General features: G+C 69.8%; 16 protein-coding genes. 5 read left to right on the top strand and 11 right to left on the bottom strand.

The annotated features are described in order from the left end of the window. Positions 1–143 precede the first annotated feature (143 nt). Complete coding sequence (locus KVT44_RS10880) at positions 144–1,580, top strand: alginate lyase family protein (protein WP_217567015.1); 1,437 nt, start codon at positions 144–146, stop codon at positions 1,578–1,580. 48 nt (positions 1,581–1,628) lie between these two features. Here KVT44_RS10880 and KVT44_RS10875 read toward each other — a convergent pair whose 3' ends face one another. The 6 genes from KVT44_RS10875 to iolC all read right to left on the bottom strand — a co-directional run bounded on the left by KVT44_RS10875 (position 1,629) and on the right by iolC (position 8,753). Further along, the gene (locus KVT44_RS10875; RefSeq protein WP_254649226.1) at positions 1,629–2,372 is read right to left on the bottom strand and encodes a GntR family transcriptional regulator; all 744 of its coding nucleotides are present in this window, start codon (positions 2,370–2,372) and stop codon (positions 1,629–1,631) included. A 136-nt stretch (positions 2,373–2,508) separates the two neighbouring features. Beyond that, a complete protein-coding gene (locus KVT44_RS10870) occupies positions 2,509–4,002 on the bottom strand; it encodes a CoA-acylating methylmalonate-semialdehyde dehydrogenase (RefSeq protein ID WP_099924461.1) in 1,494 nt (497 codons plus the stop codon). Positions 4,003–4,046: 44 nt separating this feature from the next. Next, the gene (iolD, locus tag KVT44_RS10865; protein ID WP_190173348.1) at positions 4,047–5,918 is read right to left on the bottom strand and encodes a 3D-(3,5/4)-trihydroxycyclohexane-1,2-dione acylhydrolase (decyclizing); all 1,872 of its coding nucleotides are present in this window, start codon (positions 5,916–5,918) and stop codon (positions 4,047–4,049) included. Then, on the bottom strand, positions 5,918–6,802 hold the full coding sequence (gene iolB, locus KVT44_RS10860; protein WP_217566863.1) for a 5-deoxy-glucuronate isomerase: 885 nt from the start codon (positions 6,800–6,802) through the stop codon (positions 5,918–5,920). Before iolB ends, iolD begins: the two co-directional genes overlap by 1 nt. 71 nt (positions 6,803–6,873) lie before the next feature. Next, a complete protein-coding gene (locus KVT44_RS10855; RefSeq protein ID WP_181648149.1) occupies positions 6,874–7,752 on the bottom strand; it encodes a deoxyribose-phosphate aldolase in 879 nt (292 codons plus the stop codon). Positions 7,753–7,781: 29 nt separating this feature from the next. Continuing rightward, entirely contained in the window at positions 7,782–8,753 is a 972-nt protein-coding gene (gene iolC / locus KVT44_RS10850; RefSeq protein WP_217566862.1) for a 5-dehydro-2-deoxygluconokinase, read from the bottom strand. A 292-nt stretch (positions 8,754–9,045) separates the two neighbouring features. On the opposite strand from iolC, the gene KVT44_RS10845 reads away from it, so the two are divergent. From KVT44_RS10845 to KVT44_RS10830, 4 genes are read left to right on the top strand one after another with little or no spacing between them, the layout of a single operon-like run. Beyond that, positions 9,046–10,065 (top strand): sugar ABC transporter substrate-binding protein, encoded by a 1,020-nt coding sequence (locus KVT44_RS10845; RefSeq protein WP_075025793.1) that lies wholly within the window; start codon positions 9,046–9,048, stop codon positions 10,063–10,065. Further along, the gene (locus tag KVT44_RS10840; protein WP_067377818.1) at positions 10,065–11,141 is read left to right on the top strand and encodes an ABC transporter permease; all 1,077 of its coding nucleotides are present in this window, start codon (positions 10,065–10,067) and stop codon (positions 11,139–11,141) included. Before KVT44_RS10845 ends, KVT44_RS10840 begins: the two co-directional genes overlap by 1 nt. A gap of 8 nt (positions 11,142–11,149) precedes the next feature. Continuing rightward, complete coding sequence (locus KVT44_RS10835) at positions 11,150–12,064, top strand: ATP-binding cassette domain-containing protein (protein ID WP_099925887.1); 915 nt, start codon at positions 11,150–11,152, stop codon at positions 12,062–12,064. A 1-nt stretch (position 12,065) separates the two neighbouring features. Next, the gene (locus KVT44_RS10830; RefSeq protein WP_060899598.1) at positions 12,066–12,968 is read left to right on the top strand and encodes a sugar phosphate isomerase/epimerase; all 903 of its coding nucleotides are present in this window, start codon (positions 12,066–12,068) and stop codon (positions 12,966–12,968) included. Positions 12,969–13,031: 63 nt separating this feature from the next. Here the strand turns inward: KVT44_RS10830 and KVT44_RS10825 are convergent, their stop codons facing one another. From KVT44_RS10825 to KVT44_RS10805, 5 genes are all read right to left on the bottom strand, one after another. Continuing rightward, complete coding sequence (locus tag KVT44_RS10825; RefSeq protein ID WP_217566861.1) at positions 13,032–14,471, bottom strand: aldehyde dehydrogenase family protein; 1,440 nt, start codon at positions 14,469–14,471, stop codon at positions 13,032–13,034. Between the two features lie 2 nt (positions 14,472–14,473). Continuing rightward, complete coding sequence (locus tag KVT44_RS10820) at positions 14,474–16,177, bottom strand: thiamine pyrophosphate-binding protein (protein WP_217566860.1); 1,704 nt, start codon at positions 16,175–16,177, stop codon at positions 14,474–14,476. Beyond that, the gene (locus tag KVT44_RS10815) at positions 16,174–17,100 is read right to left on the bottom strand and encodes an SDR family NAD(P)-dependent oxidoreductase (RefSeq protein WP_217566859.1); all 927 of its coding nucleotides are present in this window, start codon (positions 17,098–17,100) and stop codon (positions 16,174–16,176) included. The genes KVT44_RS10820 and KVT44_RS10815 overlap by 4 nt, the downstream gene beginning before the upstream one ends. Before the next feature lie 44 nt (positions 17,101–17,144). Beyond that, positions 17,145–18,971: an NAD(P)/FAD-dependent oxidoreductase gene (locus KVT44_RS10810; RefSeq protein ID WP_217566858.1), complete on the bottom strand. Its 1,827-nt coding sequence runs from the start codon at positions 18,969–18,971 to the stop codon at positions 17,145–17,147. Positions 18,972–19,034: 63 nt separating this feature from the next. Then, complete coding sequence (locus tag KVT44_RS10805; RefSeq protein ID WP_217566857.1) at positions 19,035–20,390, bottom strand: SRPBCC family protein; 1,356 nt, start codon at positions 20,388–20,390, stop codon at positions 19,035–19,037. Positions 20,391–20,402 lie beyond the last annotated feature (12 nt).

Below are 20,402 nucleotides of genomic sequence, written 5' to 3'. Positions count from 1 at the left end.
TCGGTCATCGCGTCCATGAAGGAAGGTCTCTGGGCGACTTTCTGTTATCGGCCGCGTTCCACGGCGTCTCCTGTGCGTAGGCATCCCCGGGCACCGAGCGCTAAGGAACCACGTCAGTGACAGCACAGATCAGTCGCCGGAACATGCTGAAGATCGCCGGTGCCGCCGCGGGCGCCACCGTGGCCGGCACCGCCCTCGCGGCTGCCCCGGCAACGGCGGCGGAAGGTGCCTTCGCGCACCCCGGGATGCTGCACACCCGGGCCGATCTGCACCGCATGGCGACCCAGGTGAAGGCCGGCGCGGAGCCCTACACGGCCGGCTTCGCCAGGCTGACGGCCAACCGGCACGCCCAGAGCACCTGGACGGCCAACCCCCAGGCGACCGTCTACCGCGGCTCGGGCACGCCCGAGAACTACGTCACGCTCTACAACGACATCCACGCCGCCTACCAGAACGCCCTGCGCTGGCACGTCACCGGAGACACCGCGCACGCCGACACCGCCCGCGACATCCTCAACGCCTGGTCGGCCAGGCTGACGAGGCTCGACGGCAGCGCCGACCGGTTCCTCGCCTCGGGTCTCTACGGCTACCAGTTCGCCAACGCCGCCGAGCTCGTCCGCGGTCACGACGGTTTCGAACTGGCCCGGTTCCAGAAGATGATGCTCGACGTCTTCCACCCGCTGAGCGAGGACTTCCTCGCGCACCACAACGGCTCCTACATCACCAACTACTGGGCCAACTGGGACCTGACGAACATCGCCTCCGTCCTCGCCATCGGCATCCTGTGCGACGACCGCGCGAAGGTCGACCGCGCCGTCGAGTATTTCAAGCACGGCGCGGGGATGGGCTCCGTCAAGAACGCCATCCCGGTCGTGTACGCCGACGGCCTCGCCGAATGGGCAGAGGCCGGCCGCGACCAGGGTCATGCCCTGCTGGGCGTCGGCCTGATGGGCACCATCTGCGAGATGGCCTGGAACCAGGGCGTCGACCTGTACGGCTACGACGACAGCCGCTTCCTCAAGGGCGCCCAGTACGTCGCCAAGTGGAGCCTGGGCGGAGACGTGCCCTACACCTCGTACACCCGGAAGAAGGGCGCGCCCGGCATCTGGTCGGGTTCGGAGACCGCGTCCGCGGCGGCTGCCGTCGACCCGGCCATGGCCCGGCCGATCTGGGCCATGATCGCCAACCACTACACCAAGCGCCGGGGGCTGGACGCGCCGCACCTCACGAAGATCGCGGCCCGGTTCGCGCCCGAGGGCGGCGGTGGGGACTACGGCCCCAACAGCGGCGGCTACGACCAACTCGGCTTCGGCACGCTGGCGTTCACCCGGCCCCGGGCCACCGCCGCCGAGGCGACGGCGTCGCCGACGCCCACCGCCGGTGGGTCCGGTACCTCCGGCGGCGCGTCCGCCACGCCCTCCTCCTCCGCGAGCCCCCTCGGCGGGAAGGGCGGCGACCTGGCCGCCACCGGTTCCTCCGACCTGCCGGCCTGGACCGCCGCCACCGGAGTCGCCGCCCTCGCGGGCGGCTTCCTCCTGCTGCGCCGCCGCGACCGGGCCCGCCGCGACACCGGGGAGTGACGGGCGGGCGAGTGACGGGCGGGCGGGCGCTCGTCGGTCGCGGCGCGCTCAGGTACGGAGCAGCAGCTGGAACTCGAAGGCGTACCGCGAGGAGCGGTAGATGTGGGTGCCGTACTCGACCGCGCGGCCGGTGTCGTCGTAGGCCGTGCGCTGCATGGTGAGCAGGGCGGCGCCCGCCGGTTCGTCCAGCCGCTCGGCCTCCTCCGGCGAGGCGGAGCGGGCGCCCACGGACTGGCGGGCGCTGTGGAGGGTGATGCCGACGGCACGCATCATGCGGTACAGGCCGGTCGACTCCAGCCGGGCGGTGTCGACGTCCAGCAGCCCTTCCGGGATGTAGTTGCACAGGGCCGCCACGGGCCGGTCGTGGGTGAGGCGCAGCCGCTCCACACGATGCACCGCGCCGCCCTCCGCGATGCCCAGGGCCGCCGCGACCTCGGCGGACGCGGGCTCGACCGCGTTGTGCAGCACCTGGGTCGTGGGACGCTGTCCGGCGTTCTCCAGGTCGTCGTAGAGGCTGCTGAGCTCCAGCGGGCGTTTGACCTGACTGTGCACCACCTGGGTGCCCACGCCCCGGCGGCGGACCAGGAACCCCTTGTCGACCAGGCTCTGGATGCCCTGACGGACGGTGGGGCGGGACAGGCCGAGGCGGCCCGCGAGCTCGACCTCGTTGCCCAGCAGGCTGCCCGGGCTCAGCACACCGCGCTCGATCGCGGCCTCCAGCTGTTGCGCGAGCTGGTAGTAGAGCGGTACGGGGCTGTTGCGGTCCAGCGCGAAGTCCAGGCCCACGGGCATCGCGGCCGCTGCTCGTGGGGATCGGGCGGTCCGGCGGACGGGAACCCTTGCCATCGCATCGTCCTGACGGTCGGTCCTGAGGACGGCCGGTGCGGGAACCGAGGAGATCTGTCCCCGCACCGGCCGCCACTGCGAGTCAGGAGTGGCTGGGGAAGCCGAGGTTGATGCCCGCGTCGGCCGGGTCGGGCCACCGCGTGGTGATCACCTTGCCCTGGGTGTAGAACGCGATGCCGTCGTTGCCGTAGATGTGCAGGTCGCCGAAGAGGGAATCCTTCCAGCCACCGAAGGAGTGGTAGCCGACCGGCACCGGGATCGGCACGTTGATGCCGACCATGCCCGCCTGGACCTCCAGCTGGAAGCGGCGGGCGGCGCCACCGTCCCGGGTGAAGATCGCGGTGCCGTTGCCCCAGCGGGAGGCGTTGATGAGCTTGATGGCGTCGTCGTAGGTGTCGGCGCGCACCACGCACAGCACCGGGCCGAAGATCTCGTCCTTGTACGCGTCCGCCGTCACCGGGACCTTGTCGAGCAGCGAGACACCGAGGAAGAAGCCGTCCTCGTGGCCGTCGACGGAGTAACCGGTGCCGTCGACGACGACCTCGGCGCCCTGGGCCGCCGCGCCGGCGACGTACGACGCCACCTTGTCGCGGTGCTCGCGCGTGATCAGCGGGCCCATCTCGGAGGCGGGGTCGTCGCCGGGGCCGATGCGCAGGTTCTTCGCCCGCTCGGCGATCTTGCCGACCAGCTCGTCGCCGGTGTCGCCGACCGCGACCACGACCGAGACCGCCATGCAGCGCTCGCCGGCCGAGCCGTAGGCGGCGTTGATCGCCTGGTCGGCGGCGAAGTCCAGGTCGGCGTCGGGCAGGACGAGCATGTGGTTCTTGGCACCGCCCAACGCCTGTACGCGCTTGTCGTGCTCGACGCCCTTGAGCTGGATGTACTTGGCGATGGGCGTGGAGCCGACGAAGGAGACCGCGACGACGTCCGGGTGCTCCAGGAGACGGTCCACCGCGACCTTGTCGCCCTGCACGATGTTCAGCACACCGTCCGGCAGCCCGGCCTCGGAGGCCAGCTCGGCGAGCCGGAAGGAGGCCGACGGGTCCTTCTCGCTCGGCTTGAGCACAAAGGCGTTGCCGCAGGCGATGGCGAGCGGGAACATCCACATCGGCACCATGGCCGGGAAGTTGAACGGCGTGATGCCGGCGACGACACCCAGCGGCTGACGGATCGAGGCGACGTCGACCCGGGTCGAGACCTGTGTGGACAGCTCGCCCTTGAGCTTCTCGGCGATACCGCAGGCCAGCTCGACGATCTCCATGCCGCGGGCGACCTCGCCGAGCGCGTCCGAGTGCACCTTGCCGTGCTCGGCGGTGATCAGCTCGGCGATCTCGTCGCGGTGCGCGTCGAGCAGTTCGCGGTACTTGAAGAGGATCGCCGTGCGCTTGGCGAGCGAGGCGCTGCCCCAGCTCTCGTACGCCGACTTGGCGTTGGCGACGGCGGCGTCCACCTCGTCGACCGAGGCGAAGCCGACCTGCTTCTCCTGGGCGCCGGTGGCCGGGTTGTAGACGGGGCCGAAGCGTCCGGAGGCGGACTCGACGGGCTTGCCGCCGATCCAGTGGGTGATGGTCTTCATGGTGCGGGGGCCTTTCGGTGGCGGGGCAGGCGAAGAGGTCGGGATCAGAGGTGGCGGCGGCGGTCGGCGACGTGGCCGTCGTACCGTTCACGGGCGGTCGACGCGGCGTCGCGGGAGGCGACTTCTGCGACGGGTACGTCCCACCAGGCCTCGGCGGGCGGAGCGGTGGGCGTCGGGTCGGTCTCGACGTACACGCAGGTCGGCCGGTCCGAGGCGCGTGCCGCGGCCAGGGCGTCGCGCAGTTCCCGTACGGTCTTTGCGCGGATGACGTCCATGCCGAGGCTCGCGGCGTTGGCGGCGAGGTCCACCGGGAGCGGGGCTCCGGAGAACGTGCCGTCGGCGGCGCGGTAGCGGTAGGCGGTGCCGAAGCGCTCGCCTCCGACCTCCTCGGAGAGGCCGCCGATGGAGGCGTAGCCGTGGTTCTGGATCAGGACCAGGTTGACGGGCAGGCCCTCCTGGACGGCGGTGACGATCTCGGTGGGCATCATCAGATAGGTGCCGTCGCCGACCAGCGACCAGACGGGCGTGCCGGGGGCCGCCTGCTGGACGCCGATGCCGGCCGGGATCTCGTAGCCCATGCAGGAGTAGCCGTACTCCAGGTGGTACTGGCGCGGGCCGCGCGCCCGCCACAGCTTGTGCAGGTCACCGGGGAGCGAGCCGGCCGCGTTGATGACCACGTCGTCGTCGCCGACGACGGCGTCCAGGGCGCCGAGGACCTGCGTCTGGGTGGGCACGGCGGAGTCCTCCGCCCGGTAGGCGGCCTCGACGACCTCCTCCCAACGTGCCTTGCCCGCGCGGTACTCGGCCTCGTACGCCGCGTCGACCCGGTGGCCGGACAGCCCCTCCGTCAGCGCCTCGAGCCCCGTCCGCGCGTCCGCGACCAGCGGCCGGGCGGCGAGCTTGTGGGCGTCGAAGGCGGTGATGTTGAGGTTGACGAACCGCACGCCCGGCTGCTGGAACAGCGTGTTCGAGGCGGTGGTGAAGTCGGTGTAGCGGGTGCCGACCCCGATGATCAGGTCGGCGGTGCGGGCGATGTCGTCGCTGACCGCGGTGCCGGTGTGGCCGATGCCGCCGAGGTCGGCGGGGTGGTCGTGACGCAGGGAGCCCTTACCCGCCTGGGTGGAGGCGACCGGGATGCCGGTGGCGTCGACCAGGGCCTTGAGCGCTGCCTCGGCCTCGCTGTGGTGCACTCCCCCGCCGGCGACGATCAGGGGGCGCTCGGCGGCGCTGATCGCCCGTACGGCTTCGGCGAGTTCGTACGGATCGGCGACGGGACGGCGTACGTGCCAGACGCGCTCGGCGAAGAACTCCTCCGGCCAGTCGTACGCCTCCGCCTGCACGTCCTGCGGCAGGGCGAGGGTGACGGCACCGGTGTCGGCCGGGTCGGCCAGCACCCGCATCGCGTTCAGCGCGGCCGGGATCAGCATCTCCGGGCGGGTGATCCGGTCGAAGTAGCGGGAGACCGGACGCAGCGTGTCGTTGACGGAGACATCGGCCTCGACGGGGTGTTCCAGTTGCTGGAGCAGGGGGTCGGCGGAGCGCGTCGCGAAGTAGTCGCCGGGCAGCAGCAGTACGGGCAGGCGGTTGATCGTCGCGAGGGCGGCGCCGGTGACGAGGTTGGTGGCGCCGGGGCCGATGGACGTGGTCACGGCCTGAGCGGAGAGGCGGTTGAGCTGGCGGGCGTAGCCGACCGCCGCGTGCACCATGGACTGCTCGTTGCGGCCCTGGTGGAAGGGCATGGTGTCCTCGCCGGCCTCCAGGAGCGCCTGGCCGATGCCCGCCACATTGCCGTGGCCGAAGATGCCCCAGGTGCCGGCGATCAGCCGGTGGCGTACGCCGTCGCGCTCGCTGTACTGCGCGGACAGGAAGCGCACCAGCGCCTGGGCTGTCGTCAGGCGACGGGTGGTGGTGCTCATCAGGACCTCTCGGGGGCGGTGTAGAGGGGCAGGCGGGGGTCGACCGGCCGCTCCGGCCAGGTGTCACGGATCCAGGCGTGGTCGGGGTGGTCGCAGATCAGCCAGGCGCGGTCGTCGCCGGGGCCCGCCATGACGTTGAGGTAGTACATGTCGTGGCCGGGCACGGCCATGGACGGCCCGTGCCAGCCGTCGGGGATGAGGACGACGTCGCCGTCGCGCACCTCGGCCAGCACATCGGTGTTGGCGCCGTGGCCCGAGGGCGAGACCCGCTGGTAGCCGAGGCCGGGGGTGCCCTCGTGGGCGGCGAACTCGAAGTAGTAGACCTCTTCGAGCTCGGACTCCTCGCCGGGGCGGTGCTCGTCGTGCTTGTGCGGCGGGAAGGAGGACCAGTTGCCACCGGGGGTGATCACCTCGACGGCGATCAGCTTGTCGCACTCGAAGACCCCTGCCGCGCCGAAGTTGTTGACCTGGCGGGAGCAGGAGCCGGTGCCGCGCAGTTCGACGGGTACGGAGGAGGCGGGCCCGTAGCGGGCGGGCAGCCGGCGGGTGCAGCGGGCGCCGGTGAGCGCGAACCGGCCGCCCTCGCGCGAGGCGATCGAGACCTGGGCGTCGCGGGGCACGTACGCGAAGTCGCTCACCCCGCTGAAGACGCTCTCGCGCCCGGCGAGCCGGAACGTGTCGCCGCCGACCGCGACGGTGCAGCCGCCCGAGAGCGGGAGCACGATCCACTCGCTGTCGCCGGTGTCGAAGGCGTGCCAGCCGCCGGCGGGCAGTTCGAGCACCCGCAGGCTGGAGTGGCCCCAGCCGGCCGACTCGGGAGTGACGTCCACGGCGTAGACGTCGGCGGCGGCCTTGCCCGCGGGCAGATGGTGCGTGGTGGTCATCGGGAGGGGCTCCTCTACGGGAATCAGAGCGGGCCTTCGGGAGGCGGCGCGTCGGCGCGGGCGGGTGGGAGTCAGAGCAGGCCGACCGCGGTGTCCACCGCGGTCTCCACGCTGCCCTCGGCGGGGTAGAGCAGCGAGCGGCCCACGACCATGCCCTGGACGGTGGGCAGCCGCAGGGCCTTGCGCCATCTCTCGTACGCGCCCTCCTGGTCGCCGCCGACCTCGCCGCCGAGCAGTACGGCGGGCAGGGTGGAGGCCTCCAGCACCCCGGCCATGTCGTCGGGGTCGTCGGTGACCGGGAGCTTGAGCCAGGTGTAGGCCGAGGTGCCACCGAGGCCGGAGGCGATGGCGATGGACCGGGTGACGGCCTCGGCGCTCAGGTCGTTGCGGACCTTGCCGTCCACCCGGCGGGATATGAACGGCTCGACGAACAGCGGCAGTCGGCGAGCGGCCATGTCGTCGATGGCGCGCGCGGTGGTCTGCAGGGTCTCCAGGGAGCCCGGGTCGTCGTAGTCGATGCGCACCAGCAGCTTTCCGGCGTCGAAGCGGAGCCGCTCGATGTCCTCGGCGCGGTGGCCGGTGAAGCGGTCGTCCATCTCGAAGGACGCGCCGGACAGGCCGCCGCGGTTCATGGAGCCCATCACGACCTTGTTCTCCAGAACGCCCAGGAGCAGCAGGTCCTCCAGGATGTCGGCGGTGGCGAGCACTCCGTCCACCCCGGGCCGGGCCAGCGCGACGCAGAGTCGTTCGAGGAGGTCGGCGCGGTTGGCCATGGCCAGGCGGTGCTCGCCGACGCCGAGCGCGCCGCGCGCGGGGTGGTCCGCGGCCACGATCATCAGGCGGCCGCTGTCGCCGATCAGCGGGCGGCGGACCCGGCGGGCGGCCGCTTCGGCGATGGCCTCCGGATGCCGGGCGCGCACCGTGGCGAGGTCGGGGATGCTGATGCTCAAGACAGGCTCCGTTCAGGGGGTGGCGGCGGTCAGCCGCGCGCGAGGAGGCCCTCGACCTCGGACTCGGTGGGCATCGCGGAGGAGCAGGCGAGACGGGAGGCGACGAGCGCGCCGGCCGCGTTGGCGTACCTGATGGTCTTCTCCAGCTCCCAGCCGGCCAGCAGACCGTGGCAGAGCGAGCCGCCGAACGCGTCTCCGGCGCCGAGGCCGTTGACGACCTCCACCGGGACCGGCGGGACCTCGGCGACGGTGCCGTCGCGGTGGACGGCCAGGACTCCCTTGGGGCCCTGTTTGACGACGGCGAGTTCCACACCGGCCGTCAGCAGGGCTTCGGCGCAGGCGCGGGGTTCGCGTACGCCGGTGGCGATCTCGCACTCGTCGAGGTTGCCGACGGCGACGGTGGAGTGCCGCAGCGCCTCGGCGTAGTACGGGCGTGCCTCGTCCGGGTCGGACCAGAACATGGGCCGCCAGTCGAGGTCGAAGACGGTGGTGCCGGACTTGGCGCGCGTCTTCAGTGCGGCGAGCGTGGCGGAGCGGCTGGGCTCCTCGCTCAGGCCGGTGCCGGTGATCCAGAAGATGTGGGCCGCGCGGATCGCGAAGAAGTCGAGCTCGTCGGTCCGGATCTCCAGGTCGGGTGCCTTGGGCCGCCGGTAGAAGTAGAGCGGGAAGTCGTCCGGCGGGAAGATCTCGCAGAACGTGATCGGCGTGGGGTAGGCGTCGACGGGTGTGACCCAGCGGTCGTCGACGCCGAACTCCTTGAGCGCCTGGTGGAGATAGGTGCCGAAGGGGTCCTGTCCGGTGCGGGTGATCACCGCGGTGGACCGGCCCAGGCGTGCGGCGGCCACCGCGACGTTGGCCGCCGAGCCGCCGAGGAACTTCCCGAAGGACTCGACCTGCGCGAGCGGCACACCCGTCTGCAGGGGATACAGATCGACGCCGATGCGTCCCATGGTGATGACGTCGAGGGATTCGGCGTCGAAGGATTCAGCGGACTCAGGCATGCGTGACGCTCCTGATGCGTGGGATGCGGGCAACGGGGCGCCCGGTGCCTCTTAGGTGTAGGACCCACGACCCTCCCCTGTCAAGACTTTGTACTGACATTCGGACCTGCTCAGGAAATGATGTCTTAACAAAGTATTGACAGGGGGGTGTGTCAGGGACTTGTATCCCGTCCCAACGAAGCAGCCGAGTCACCCGCATCGACCCGGACGTCCTGTCCGAGCTCCGCACGGGCCCAGCGCCCCGGCGCCGTCCCGTTCCCTTTCCCCTGTCGCACAGTGAGGTGCTGGAAAGATGGACCGCACGTTTCACCCCCGTACCCGCAGAATCGCCCCACTCGTCGCGACCGCGGCGGCATCCGTGCTGCTCATAGCCGGCTGCTCCAGCAGTTCCGGCGGAAAGAAGGCCGAGGAGAGCGGGGCGGCGGTGTCGGCCGGCAAGGCCGACACCCCCCGTATGACGGTCGCGCTGGTGACCCACCAGGCACCCGGCGACACGTTCTGGGACATCGTCCGCAAGGGCGCCGAGGCGGCGGCCGCCAAGGACAACGTGAAGCTGGTCTACTCCGCCGACCCGAACGCGGGCAACCAGGCCAACCTGGTCCAGAACGCCATCGACCAGAAGGTCGACGGCATCGCGATCACCCTCGCCAAGCCGGACGCCATGAAGGACGTCGTGAGCAAGGCGACATCGGCCAAGATCCCCGTGGTCGGCCTCAACTCGGGCGTCAGCGACTGGCAGAAGCTGGGTCTGATGGAGTTCTTCGGCCAGGACGAGACGGTGGCGGGTGAGGCGCTGGGCAAGAGGCTGAACTCGGAAGGCGCGAAGAAGGCCGTCTGTGTGATCCAGGAGCAGGGCAACATCGGACTCACCCAGCGCTGCGACGGAGTGAAGAAGACCTTCAGCGGCAAGACGGAGACCCTGTACGTCAACGGCACCGACATGCCGTCCGTGAAGTCGACGATCACCGCCAAGCTCAAGCAGGACAGCGCCATCGACTACGTCGTCACCCTCGGCGCCCCGTACGCCCTGACCGCGGTGCAGTCGGTGGGTGACGCCGGCAGCAAGGCGAAGATCGCCACGTTCGACCTCAACAAGGACCTGACCGGCGCCATCAGCAAGGGCACGATCCAGTTCGCGGTCGACCAGCAGCCCTACCTCCAGGGCTACCTGGCCGTCGACTCTCTGTGGCTCTACAAGACGAACGGCAACTACAGCGGCGGCGGTGAGCAGCCGATCCTGACCGGCCCGGCGTTCGTCGACAAGTCCAACGTCGACGCCGTCGCCCAGTTCGCCGCGAAGGGCACCCGGTGATGAGCATGGCCCAGCAGGCTGAGCCGGCGGTGACCACACCGCCGGCCCCCGGCCCCAAGGAGACCGACGGGCGGACCGCACAGCGCTCCCTGACGCTGCGGCTGCTCGCCCGGCCCGAGGTCGGCGTCTTCCTCGGCGCCGTGGCGGTGTTCGTCTTCTTCCTGATCGCGGCGCCGTCGGTGCGCTCCGGCAGTTCGATGGCGACCGTCCTCTACCAGTCGTCGACGATCGGGATCATGGCACTGCCCGTGGCCCTGCTGATGATCGGCGGCGAGTTCGACCTGTCGGCCGGTGTCGCCGTGATCACCTCGGCGCTCACCGCGAGCATGATCAGCTACCAATTGACCATGAACGTCTGGGTGGGTGTGATCGTCGCACTCATCGTCTCGCTGGCGGTCGGCGCGTTCAACGGCTGGATGATGGTCCGCACCGGGCTACCAAGCTTCCTGGTCACGCTCGGCACGTTCCTGATCCTGCAAGGCGTCAACCTCGCGGTGACCAAGCTGATCACCGGGAACGTCGCGACCGACGACATCAGCACCATGGACGGCTTCGACCAGGCGAAGAAGGTCTTCGCCTCCTCCTTCGACGTCGGCGGCGTCCAAGTGAAGATCACCATCGTGTGGTGGCTGGTCTTCGCGGCCATCGCCACCTGGGTGCTGCTGCGCACCAAGTACGGCAACTGGATCTTCGCCGTCGGCGGCAACCAGGACAGCGCCCGCGCGGTCGGCGTACCGGTCACCTTCACCAAGATCACGCTCTTCATGATGGTCGGCTTCGGCGCCTGGTTCATCGGCATGCACCAGCTGTTCTCCTTCAACACCGTGCAGTCCGGCGAAGGCGTCGGCCAGGAACTGATCTACATCGCCGCGGCGGTGATCGGCGGCTGTCTGCTGACCGGCGGCTACGGCTCCGCGATCGGACCGGTCTTCGGCGCCTTCATGTTCGGCATGGTCAACCAGGGCATCGTGTACGCCGGTTGGAACCCCGACTGGTTCAAGGCCTTCCTCGGCGTGATGCTGCTCGGCGCCACGCTCATCAATCTGTGGGTCCGCCGCGCGGCGACCCGGAGGTGAACCGAACCATGACAACCAACGGATCCGGACCCGCCGGCGCCATCCTCCCGGACGCTCCGCCCGAGGACGGCACCGCCCCGATCGTCGAACTGCGCAGCGCCGGGAAGGCCTACGGCAACATCCGTGCCCTGCACGGAGTCTCCCTCGCCGTCCACCCCGGCCAGGTGACCTGCGTCCTCGGCGACAACGGCGCCGGCAAGTCCACCCTCATCAAAATCATCTCCGGGCTGCACCAGCACACCGAGGGCGAATTCCTCGTCGACGGCGCCCCGGTGCGCTTCTCCACCCCGCGCGAGGCCCTCGACAAGGGCATCGCCACCGTCTACCAGGACCTCGCCACCGTCCCCCTCATGCCGGTCTGGCGCAACTTCTTCCTCGGCTCCGAGATGACCAAGGGCCCCTGGCCGATCCAGCGCCTCGACATCGACCGCATGAAGAAGACCGCGGACGAGGAACTGCGCAACATGGGCATCGTCCTCGACGACCTCGACCAGCCCATCGGCACCCTCTCCGGCGGCCAGCGCCAGTCGGTGGCCATCGCCCGCGCCGTCTACTTCGGCGCCCGCGTGCTGATCCTCGACGAGCCGACCGCCGCCCTCGGCGTCAAGCAGTCCGGCGTGGTCCTGAAGTACATCGCCGCCGCCCGCGACCGCGGCCTGGGCGTCATCTTCATCACCCACAACCCGCACCACGCGTACATGGTCGGCGACCACTTCAGCGTGCTGCGTCTCGGCACCATGGAACTCAGCGCCGCTCGCAGCGAGGTCAGCCTGGAAGAGCTGACCAACCACATGGCCGGCGGCGCCGAACTCGCCGCGCTCAAGCACGAACTGGCCCAGGTCCGAGGCGTCGACGTCGAGGAACTCCCCGAAGCGGAGGACCTCAAAGCACCCGTGGCGGCCACTCCCGAAGGGACCTCCTGACATGACCGCTCCCCTGGACCGCATCCGGGTCGGCTCCGCGCCGGACTCCTGGGGCGTCTGGTTCCCCGACGACCCCCAGCAGGTGCCCTGGGAACGCTTCCTGGACGAGGTGTCCGAGGCGGGCTACTCCTGGATCGAACTCGGCCCCTACGGCTATCTGCCGAGCGACCCGGCCCGGCTCACCGCCGAGATCGACAAGCGCGACCTGAAGGTGTCGGCCGGTACGGTCTTCACCGGGCTGCACCGCGGTCCGTCCGTCTGGGACGCCACCTGGGAACACGTCAGCGAGGTCGCCGCGCTCACCCAGGCCATGGGCGCGAAGCATCTGGTGGTCATCCCCTCCTTCTGGCGGGACGACAAGACCGCCGAGATCATCGAGCCGCCGGAGCTGACCGCCGAGCAGTGGGCCCACCTGACCAAGGGCATGGAACGGCTGGGCCACGAGGTCAAGGAGACGTACGGCCTCGACATCGTCGTCCATCCACACGCGGACACGCACATCGACACCGAGGACCACGTCGAACGCTTCCTCGACTCCACCGACTCCGACCTGGTCAACCTGTGTCTGGACACCGGGCACTACGCCTACTGCGGCGGCGACAGCGTCAAGCTCATCGAGACGTACGGCGAGCGCATCGGCTATCTGCACCTCAAGCAGGTCGACCCGGCGATCCTCGCCGACGTCGTCAAGAACGAGGTGCCGTTCGGTCCCGCCGTGCAGCGCGGTGTGATGTGCGAACCCCCGTCCGGCGTACCGGAGTTGGAGCCGGTGCTGGTGGCCGCCCAGCGTCTGGGCGTGGACCTGTTCGCCATCGTCGAGCAGGACATGTACCCCTGCGAGCCGGACAAGCCGCTCCCGATCGCCGTACGCACCCGCAAGTTCCTGCGCTCCTGCGGCGCCTGACCCGTCCGGCACCCCCGCCCGCATCCGCCGGCACGCGGATGTCCGCTCCGTGAGGCGGCCTCGTCAGCCCGACGAGGCCGCCTCAGGCGTGTAGCCGAGAATTCCCTTGGTCTCCAGGTAGTCGTGGAAGCCGAACTCGCCCCACTCACGCCCGTTGCCGCTCTTCTTGTATCCGCCGAACGGGCAGGCGAAGTCGAACGCGTCGTTGATCGCGACCCATCCCGCCCGGATGCGACGCGCCACGGCACGCGCCTGCTCCAGGTCCGCGCCCGCCACATAACCGGCGAGACCGTACTCCGCGTCGTTCGCGATCTCGACGGCATGGTCGACGCTGTCGTAGCCGAGGATCGTCACCACCGGCCCGAAGATCTCCTCGCGGGCGACGGTCATGTCGTTCGTGACCCGGGCGAAGACCGTGGGCTTCACGTAGTAGCCCCTCTCCAGACCGTCCGGGCGTCCCGGGCCGCCGGCCACCAGGGTGGCGCCCTCGTCGATGCCCTTCTGGATCAGCGCCTGGATCTTCTCGAACTGGGCGCCCGAGACCACCGGCCCCATCACGAAGTCGCCCTGGGGGTCGCCCACGGTGATCCCGGACGCGGTCTCCCGGGCGATGGCGATGGCTTCGTCCATCCGGGCGGCGGGGACGAGCATCCGTGAGGGCGCGCTGCACGTCTGCCCGGAGTTGCCCATCATGTTGGCCACGCCCTTGCCGACGTTCTCGGCGAAGGCCTCGTCGTCGAGCACGATGTTCGGGCTCTTGCCGCCCAGTTCCTGGGTCACCCTCTTCACCGTGGGCGCGGCGTTCCTCGCGATGTCGACGCCCGCGCGCGTCGAACCGGTGAAGGAGATCATGTCGACGTCCGCGTGACCGGCGAGCGGCACCCCCACGCCGGGGCCGTCACCCTGGACGAGGTTGAACACACCGGCCGGAACACCCGCGGCATCCAGGATCTCGGCGAAGACCTGCCCGGTGAAGGGCGACTTCTCCGACGGCTTGAGCACCATGGTGCAGCCGGTCGCCAGCGCCGGGAACACCTTCACGGCTATCTGGTTCATGGGCCAGTTCCACGGGGTGATCAGACCGCAGACGCCGATCGGCTCCTTGACGACCAGCGTGGCGCCGCGTTGCTCCTCGAACACGAAGTCCTTCAGCACCGCGATCGCCGTGCTCAAGTGCCCGGCTCCGAGGCCCACTTGGAAACCGCCCGCGAGTACGGCCGGCGCGCCCATCTCCTCGGTCAGCGCCGCGGCGAGGTCACCGGCCCGCTTCTGGTACACGTCGAGGACGTTCTGGAGTACCTCGACCCGCTCCTCGCCCGTGGTCGTCGACCAGCCGGGGAAGGCCCGCCGGGCCGCCGCGACCGCCCGGTCGACGTCGGCCGACGAACCGAGGGCCACCTTGCCGCAGACCTCCTCGGTCGCGGGATTCACGACCACGAAGGTCCCTGCCCCGGCCGGATCGGTCCACTGGCCGTCGATGTAGAACTTCACGTACTCCCGCATGGTCACTGCGTCCCTTCCGCGTACCAGGTCCGGAACTCGTCGTAGCTCGGCATCTCTTCCGAATTCGCCTTGGGGTCGACCGCGACGTGCACGACTCCCGGCTTGCCACTGGCGTAGGCGCGCTTGATGGCGGGGGCGATGTCCTCGTCGCGTTCGACGTACTCGCCGTGGCAGCCGAAGCCTTCGGCGACCTTGTCCAGGCGCGTGTTCTTGCTCCAGTGCACGCCCGTCTCCAGCGATCCCTGGCCGAAGGCGCGCTTGTAGACGCCCACTTCGAGGCCCCAGGCGTAGTCGACGCCGACGACGCACACGAGCGGCAGGTTCAGACGTGCGGCCGTCTCCAGTTCGGCGATGTGGAACTGGAACGACGAGTCCCCGGTGATCAGCATCAGGGGCCGCCTGCCGCCCTCCGCCACCGAGGCGCCGATCGCGTAGGGAAGTCCCGTGCCCAGGTGGCCGAAGTTCTGGTTCCACATCACGTCATGGGGCTTGGCCTGCGAATACGTCCAGCCGAAGATGGTCGTGGCGCCGCCGTCGCGGACCATGATGCCGTCCTTCGGGAAGACCTTGGTCGCCTCGACGATCAGTCGTGCGGGATGCACGGGTGACATGCCGGAAGGGGCCGTCTCCGCGAGCTCCGCCAACTGGGCCGCGTCCTGTTTGATCCAGCCCGCGAGCTCCGGGGACGCGGTGCGCGGTGTGGCCTCAAGCGCGTCGACGAGCTGCGGGACGACCGCCCGCAGGTCGCCCACCAGCGGGACGTCGACCGAGCGGTTCACGCCGATGGCCTGGGGATCCTGCTCGACGAGGATCCACCTGCGGTTCGCCTCGTTCGCGACCCAGTGGCGCCCGCGTCCGTAGTGGACCGGCTCGCCGAGTTCGGTGCCGATGGCCAGACACAGGTCGGACTTCACCACCGCGTCGATCGCCGCCGCCGAGAAGCCGTAGGGGAACGTACGGTCCTCGAGCCCCGCGATGTACGAGGTGCCGCCCGACGTCTGGATGACGGGGCAGGCCATCGCCTCGGCGAGCGCCCTGACCGACTCCCCCGCACGGGAGGTGTGAACTCCGTGCCCCACGAGCAGAATCGGCTGCTTGGCCGCGCGGATGAACGCGACGGCCTCGGCGACCTTGTCCGGGCCGGCCGTCTGGCCCACCAGGCGATAGGCCTCGGGCGGCAACGCCGGGGGGACGTCGAGGTCTTCCTGGATCACATGGGAGGGGTACTCGATGTAGACCGGGCCCGGTGTCCCCGACAGTGCCTTGCGCAGGCCCTCGCGGATCACCTCGTCGGTCTGGTCGGCGTACTCGATGCTGGCGGAGTACTTGACCGAGGGTTCGAACAGGGCGGCCTGCTTGACGAACTGGATGCGGCCGCGGCGCACCCGTTGTTCCGTGATCCGGGCGCGCTGGCCGCCCAGGAAGACGACCGGTGAGTTCTCGACCTTGGCGCACATCACGGCGCCGGCCAGGTTGGCGACCCCCGGGCCCAGCGTGCCGATGCACACCGCGGCCTTTCCGGTCATGCGCGAGACCGCCTCCGCCATGAAGCCGGCGGACTCCTCGTGATGGGGGGCGACCACGTTCCAGCCGCGTTCCTCGGCAAGGTGGAACATGTGAACGAAGTTCGGGTCGGGTATGCCGAAGATGGTGTTGATGCCCTCGGCCTCGAAGAGCTCGAGAATGCGTGCGAAGACTTTCGTCAACGTGTTACCCCTTCACTGTGCCTGGCCATCGCGAAGCTGTTGCGGATGTGGTCGACATGGGCCGAGGGGACGACCGGCAGGATCCAGGGCTCTTTCGTGTCGCGGATGCCGGCGAGTTCCTCGCCGACCTGCTCGATCGACCACGAGGGCCGGTACACGCCCGGGGTCTCGGCGACGAAGGCCCGCGCCACCCGGCCGGCGATCGACACCAGCATCTCCCCGGTGATCGAGCAGGACTCGTGGGCCAGCCAGCCCACGACAGGAGCCGTCAACTCCGGTCCCATCGGCGGATAGGCCGAGGTGTCGATGCCCTCGGCCATCCTCGTCACGGCGCCGGGGACGATGACGTTGCACTTCACGCCCTCGGCGGCGCCCTCCAGGGCGACCACGTTGGACAGCCCGATCATCCCCGCCTTGGCCGTGCCGTAGTTGGCGACGCGGTGGTTGCCGTACAGGCCGCCGATCGACGAGGTCAGCACGACGCGGCCGTAGCCCGCCTCGCGCATCAGCGGGAACGCGGGCCGTACGACATGGAAGGCGCCCCGCAGATGGACGTCGAGGACGGCGTCGAAGTCCTCGTACGTCATCTCGGTCAGCGGCGCCGAGCGGACGATGCCCGCGTTGTGGACGAGGACGTCGATCCGGCCGTAGTGGTCGAGCGCCGACTCGACGATCGCCCGGCCGCCCTCGGCCGTCGCCACCGACTCGGTGCACGCGACGGCCTCACCACCGGCCGCCGTGATCTCCCGGACCACCTCGTCCGCGGGACCGGTGTCGCCGCCGTCCCCGGTCAGACTCCCGCCGGGGTCGTTGACGACGACCTTCGCTCCCTTCGCGCCGAGCAGCAGGGCGTAGGCGCGCCCCAGCCCCCGGCCGGCGCCGGTGATCACGGCTACGCGATCGTCGAATCTGAGTTCGGGCATGAGGTGTTCCTCTCGCGGGGCGCGCGGTGCGGGACGGGGGCTCGTCAGTCGTTCAGGACGAGGCCCCGCATCTCGCCCGTGTCGCGCCATGCCTGGAGCAGGTCCTCCAGGGCGTAGAAGCCGGGCCAGTAGGGCTCGCCCAGGTGCGAGCGGATCTGCTGCTCGCCCTCGTTGTTGTAGTAGCCGGGCGTGCACTCCCTCTGGAAGTTGGTGTTGTCGACCGCGGTCTCCCGGACGGTCGCGCACCACTGGTCCTGCGCTTCCTCGGTGGGCTCCACGGTCGAGGCGCCGCGCGCCAGGGTCTCCTTGATGATGTAGGCGATGTGCTGGGCCTGCTGTTCGAACATCGCCGTCGTGCTCGCGGTCACGCCGCCCTGGAGGAAGCCGGTGAAGAACTGGTTGGGGAAGCCGTGGCTCATGACGCCGTGCAGGGTGCGATAGCCCTTGGCCCAGTGGTCGTAGAGCGACAGCCCGTCCCGCCCGGCGAACGGCCGGATGCCGAGCCGCCGGTCGAGGTCGGTGGTGATCTCGAAGCCACTGGCGAAGATGACGCAGTCCACCTCGTGCTCGACGCCGTGGGCGATGATGCCCTTCTCGGTGATGCGTTCGACGCCCTTGGTGTCCGACACATCGACGAGGGTGACGTTCGGGCGGTTGAAGGTGGGCAGGTACTCGTCGTTGAAGCAGGGCCGCTTGCACAGGAAGCGGTAGTAGGGCTTCAGCGCCTGGGCCGTCCTCTCGTCCTCGACGACGGTGTCGACGCGGTCGCGCAGGCGCTGCATCGCCCGGTAGTCCTGGATCTCCCTGAGCTCCATGAACTTCTCCGGATCCGCCAGCGCGGCCCAGCCGTCCGTGGCGTCCAGGTGAGCGGCCAGATTGCGGCTGACCTCGGTCCAGCCGTCGCAGACCAGGTCCGGCTGGCCCGGCGCGAAGGCCTCGAACGCCGCGGTGTGGAAGTTGCGTTGCCGCTCCTTCTGCCAGCCCGGCTCCAGCGTCTTCACCCATTCCGGGTCGGTCGGTACGTTGCCGCGCTCGTCGATGTACGAGGGCGTGCGCTGGAACACGTAGAGATGCCGGGCGGAGCGGGCGAGGTGCGGGACCACCTGGATGCCGCTGGCTCCCGTGCCGATGACGGCGACCCGCTTGTCGGAGAGCTTGTCGAGCCCGCCGCTCATGTCGCCGCCGGTGTACGCGTAGTCCCAGCGCGCCGTGTGGAAGGTGTGCCCCCGGAAGTCCGTGATACCGGGGATTCCGGGGAGCTTCGGCCGGTTGAACGGGCCTTGGCACATGACGACGAAACGGGCGCGGATGTCGTCGCCCCGGTTGGTGCCGATCCGCCAGCGCCTGGTCGGCTCGTCCCACTCCATCGAGCGGATCAGGGTGCTGAAGATCGCGTGGTCGTAGAGCCCGAAGTGCTTCCCGATGCGCTGACAGTGCTCGAAGACCTCGTCCCCGAAGGAGTACTTCTGCTTCGGGATGTAGCCGACCTCTTCGAGCATCGGCAGATAGCAGTAGCAGTCCGTGTCGCACTGGATACCCGGGTAGCGGTTCCAGTACCAGGCGCCGCCGAAGTCGCCGCCGAGCTCGATGACCCGGAAGCCGGCGACGCCGGCCTGCTTGAGTCGCGCCGCGGTGATCAGGCCCGAGAGGCCGCCGCCGAGGACCGCCACATCGATGTCCTGGGAGATCGGGGGCCGGGGCACGACGGGCGTGTACGGATCGGCCTCGTAGTACTCCTCGAACTCGCCCTCGGCCTCCAGGTACTGCTTCTGCCCCTCGCCGCGCAACCGCTTGTCGCGCTCCAGCAGGTACTTCGCCCTGAGGGCCGCGTGGTCTGTCTGAGGCGTCTGTGTCGGTGCGCATTTCGGCATGCGAAGTCCTCGGCTCGGGCGGTCACTCGGGTCGTTCGTCCTCAGGACATACGGGGGCGGGATTCAGGCGAGGTCGCGGGGCTCGCCGGTACCCATGTAGGTCGCCAGGTTGTGGTGCAGGTTCACGATGCTGCGCTCGCGGTACGGGTTGGGCTTCGGGCCCGAGAAGCCGCGGGCCTTCATGCCCTTCTGGACGGCGGCCATGTTGGTGAAGTCCTGCGGCAGGACCGTGCGCCAGTCCGGGTCGTCCTGCGGCGTGTACACCCACTCGGTCTCCGGCTCCTCGCCGGGCGGGTACACCTCGTACACGGCCACCTCGAAGACGCACTTGTCGGGGTCGTAGCCATGGGGCCGGGCGCCGTAGCACAGCATGTTGTTCAGCGCGTGCCCGATCTGGAAGTTCGGGAAGATCTGCCAGGCGGTGCCGCTCTTCGCGACGTGCGCGGGTTCCACGGTCGGCCAGCTCACACCGCGCTCGGCGTCGGTGCGCCGGGCCGTGTCCAGCCAGTGCCTGAGCACGTCGGCGGCCGTGGCGTCCTTGGGCACTTCCTCGATCAGCCGGTTCGCCGCGTCGACCAGGGTCTGCGTGGTGTTGGTGTTCGCGTTCGCCCAGGTGAAGTTCTGCAGTTCGGCCGTGGACTCGCGGGGGTCGGTGCCCCCGCCGAGCCGTAGCTTCGCCTGGTTCTCGTCCAGGCCCTTGGGCGCGTCGTAGCCGATGTTGCTGTGCTTGCCCTGGGCCCTGGACCAGCCGAGGAAACTGCCGAACTTCATGAACTCCGGGTGGGTGTACGGCACATGGTAGGTCTCCATGAACGCCTCAAGGGCGGTCTTCCAGTTGCAGTCGAAGACGAGCCAGCGACGCCACCGGTAGCGCATGTTCTCCAGCTGGAAGGGGTCGAGCAGGGTGGCCGCGGGCTCCAGGTAGTCGCGCAGGGGTTCGCACTCCGGGTCCATGTTGATCCAGATCCAGCCGCCCCAGGTGTCGACCTCGACCCCGGTCAGGCCGGTGTTCCCGGCGGACAGCCCGCACGGCCAGTCCTCCCGTTCGGGCACATGGGTGCACCGGCCGTCCAGGTTGTACCGCCACCCGTGGAACCCGCAGACGAACTGCCTGCCGCGGCCGCGGGCGTCCCGCTTGCCCGGCGGGGTGTCGAGGAGGCGGCGCCCCCGGTGCGAGCAGACGTTGTGGTAGGCGTGGAGCGTGTCCGGCGCCGTGCGTACGACGATGATCGAGTCGTCGAGGATCTCGTAGGTGAGGTAGTCACCGACGTCGGGGAGTTCCTCGACACGCCCGACCTGTTGCCACACCTTGGTCCACAGCCTGTCCCGCTCGGCCCGGGCGTACTCCTGCGAGATGTACGCCTCCACACCGATCGTCAGCGGCTGCGACAGGGCTTCGTTCTCGGCGGTTTCGCTCATGACATTCTCCAG

The sequence above is a fragment of the Streptomyces sp. GbtcB7 genome (assembly GCF_019091445.1).
Taxonomy (GTDB): Bacteria; Actinomycetota; Actinomycetes; order Streptomycetales; family Streptomycetaceae; genus Streptomyces; species Streptomyces mirabilis.
The sequence above is the reverse complement of the archived record's forward strand: the minus strand, read 5'-3'. Positions and strand labels throughout refer to the sequence as shown.